This is a genomic window from Elstera litoralis, from assembly GCF_000963705.1.
GTDB lineage: Bacteria > Pseudomonadota > Alphaproteobacteria > Elsterales > Elsteraceae > Elstera > Elstera litoralis.
Map to the genome: position 1 here is coordinate 1 of NZ_LAJY01000862.1, position 2,065 is coordinate 2,065.

The following is a 2,065-nucleotide window of genomic DNA, read 5'->3' on the forward strand; positions in this document are numbered from 1 at the left end:
CTTTTAGCTTCAGAAAGAAGCCATTCGCGCCATGATGGGAATGAAAGCGATTTAGAAAGCGATTTGCGTTCGGATGAATGCTTTTGTTCCAATAGCTCTCTCGATTGAGCGGCCTTCAATGCGCGTTCGGAATCGAGACGTAACCGGGTTTGGTGGTCGGTAATGGAACGAAGAAGCGTTCTGCGGTCGGTAGCTTGTTGCTTCTTCAGAGCATCCATTTCGGCTTTCTGGCGGTTCCGTAAAGCATCCTTACGGGCTTTGATATCGGCTTTGTCGGATTGATGCAGAGCCTTCCGATTTTCAAACTCGTTCCATAGATCGTCTTTCTTTGAAGTTTTCTCCTTTCCTGGGCTAACCCCCAGGGATGGGGTTTGAGGTGAGGAATTTGACGGTATGGTGCCAAATCGGGCTTCGAGCTTGCTGAGACTGGCGCTGTGATGCACCAGGGAGGCTTTGCCACGCGCTTCGGGGTCATTAGCGAGGGTAAGGACGGCACCGGACCCATGCTTTACGTATGAGATGTCAGAACCGAACTCGGCTTGACCGTAGATCGATAGACGGTTCTGAAGATCATCCCACGATGATGAATCTCGGAAGATCGATATAAGCTGCTGATTACCTTCGATGCGGCTTTGAAAGGATTGAGAAGGGTTATTTGAATCACCATCACGAACTTTGCGATTACGAGAAGCACGATCAGGTTTCGGCGGTTCCGGCTGTCCAAGCTCACGGGCAGCAGCTTTGTCACCAGCAAAATGACCCTTCGCACGAAACCATCCATATTGATTCTCGACGATCCGACACACTTTAGCGAGACGTGCAAAATCATGTGATGGCCGTTTGACCCTTTGAAATGTCTCAGGGTTTACGAGATCGACGGCAATATGAATATGCGGTAATGACGTGTCTCTGTGAATTACTAATGCCGCTGAATGATCTTTTAATCCCAATTCATTCAATGCAGCTTTAGCAGCATCAAACAATTGAGCGTCATCGGCTTTATCATGTTCGGATAAGCTCAAAACAAAATGGTACATATTATCTTTTGAATGATCGCTGGCATTCTTTCGCGCCACGCAATCACGGATAAAATCATCTGCAAACTGCGTCGGGGAATTAATAAATTGAATAGACGAATAGCGTTCAGGGGCGGTAAAGTCCCTTCCGTGAATTAGATATTTCACGAGATTTTTAGGACTTCCTCCGTCCTTCCGAGAAGATATGATCTTACCAATCATTATATTAATCCGTAACGGAAGAGTACGAATAATTAAATAGGATATCGTCAACTTTTATTTTAATTTGATAGAATTCGGCCTCGTTATTAAATAGCTCCATTTTCTCAATTACCATTAATAGCCCTCTGATTTTACCAAGCTCGCTAATTACACGGGCATCATCTTTCGATGGTGCAGGGTAAATAGGATGGCCGAGAATCAATTTTAATGTGTATTGCGGAATTGGCAATCCAGCAGCAGAAGCAGACATTTTTGCTTTATCGTGAATTTCAGGAAGAACTCTGACGTTAAAAGAATCAACTGGAATTCTTTTACCTTTTTGATCTCGAAAACTAATTCTTTTTGATTTACGTCCAATCGCTTCGATAGTTTTCTCAAAAGATATAATTTGATCAAGCTCGGATATAGAAACGTGGGAATTGGTATTGATGCTTTGTTTTATCTTTTGACCTATCAGATTAAGTTTTTGGAATGTGAGGGAGGAGGATACTGATTCAGATTTAAGGTCATTGGCGTTAATTATTTTATGCTCGATCATTTTTGGAATTGAGGAATAGTAATAGGCCTTTTGATAAAATGAATCGAGAAGATTACCGGGGATAGAAAGGTATATTTGGGCGGTTCTTCTTCTGGCATTTGAATTAGACATGATTGCTTTCTCCTTTAAAATATACCGAAAAACACATCACAAATTTTTTCCCCGAAAATTCGGATATTTATAGAAACGGTCGCAATAAGAATATATCTTCCGAAGTGATTCGGGAGAGGGTGTAACGTATTTAGCGCCGTCCAAATATTCCAACCGAGGAATATCATATTCCCCCGTT

Annotated in this window: 2 protein-coding genes; both read right to left on the bottom strand. The window is 42.6% G+C overall.

Annotation, left to right across the window (positions count from 1 at the left end; translation table 11 throughout):
* Positions 1-1,238, bottom strand: a 1,238-nt coding sequence (locus VZ95_RS23530; RefSeq protein ID WP_156995473.1) for a relaxase/mobilization nuclease domain-containing protein, incomplete at its 3' end; no start/stop codon positions are given.
* 4 nt (positions 1,239-1,242) lie between these two features.
* Positions 1,243-1,887, bottom strand: coding sequence for a plasmid mobilization protein (locus VZ95_RS24660; protein ID WP_156995474.1), 645 nt, complete (start codon positions 1,885-1,887; stop codon positions 1,243-1,245).
* Positions 1,888-2,065 lie beyond the last annotated feature (178 nt).

Excerpts from the sequence above, each read along its gene's own strand:
- VZ95_RS24660 (WP_156995474.1), bottom strand. The coding sequence starts at position 1,887 with ATGTCTAATTCAAATGCCAGAAGAAGAACCGCCCAAATATACCTTTCT.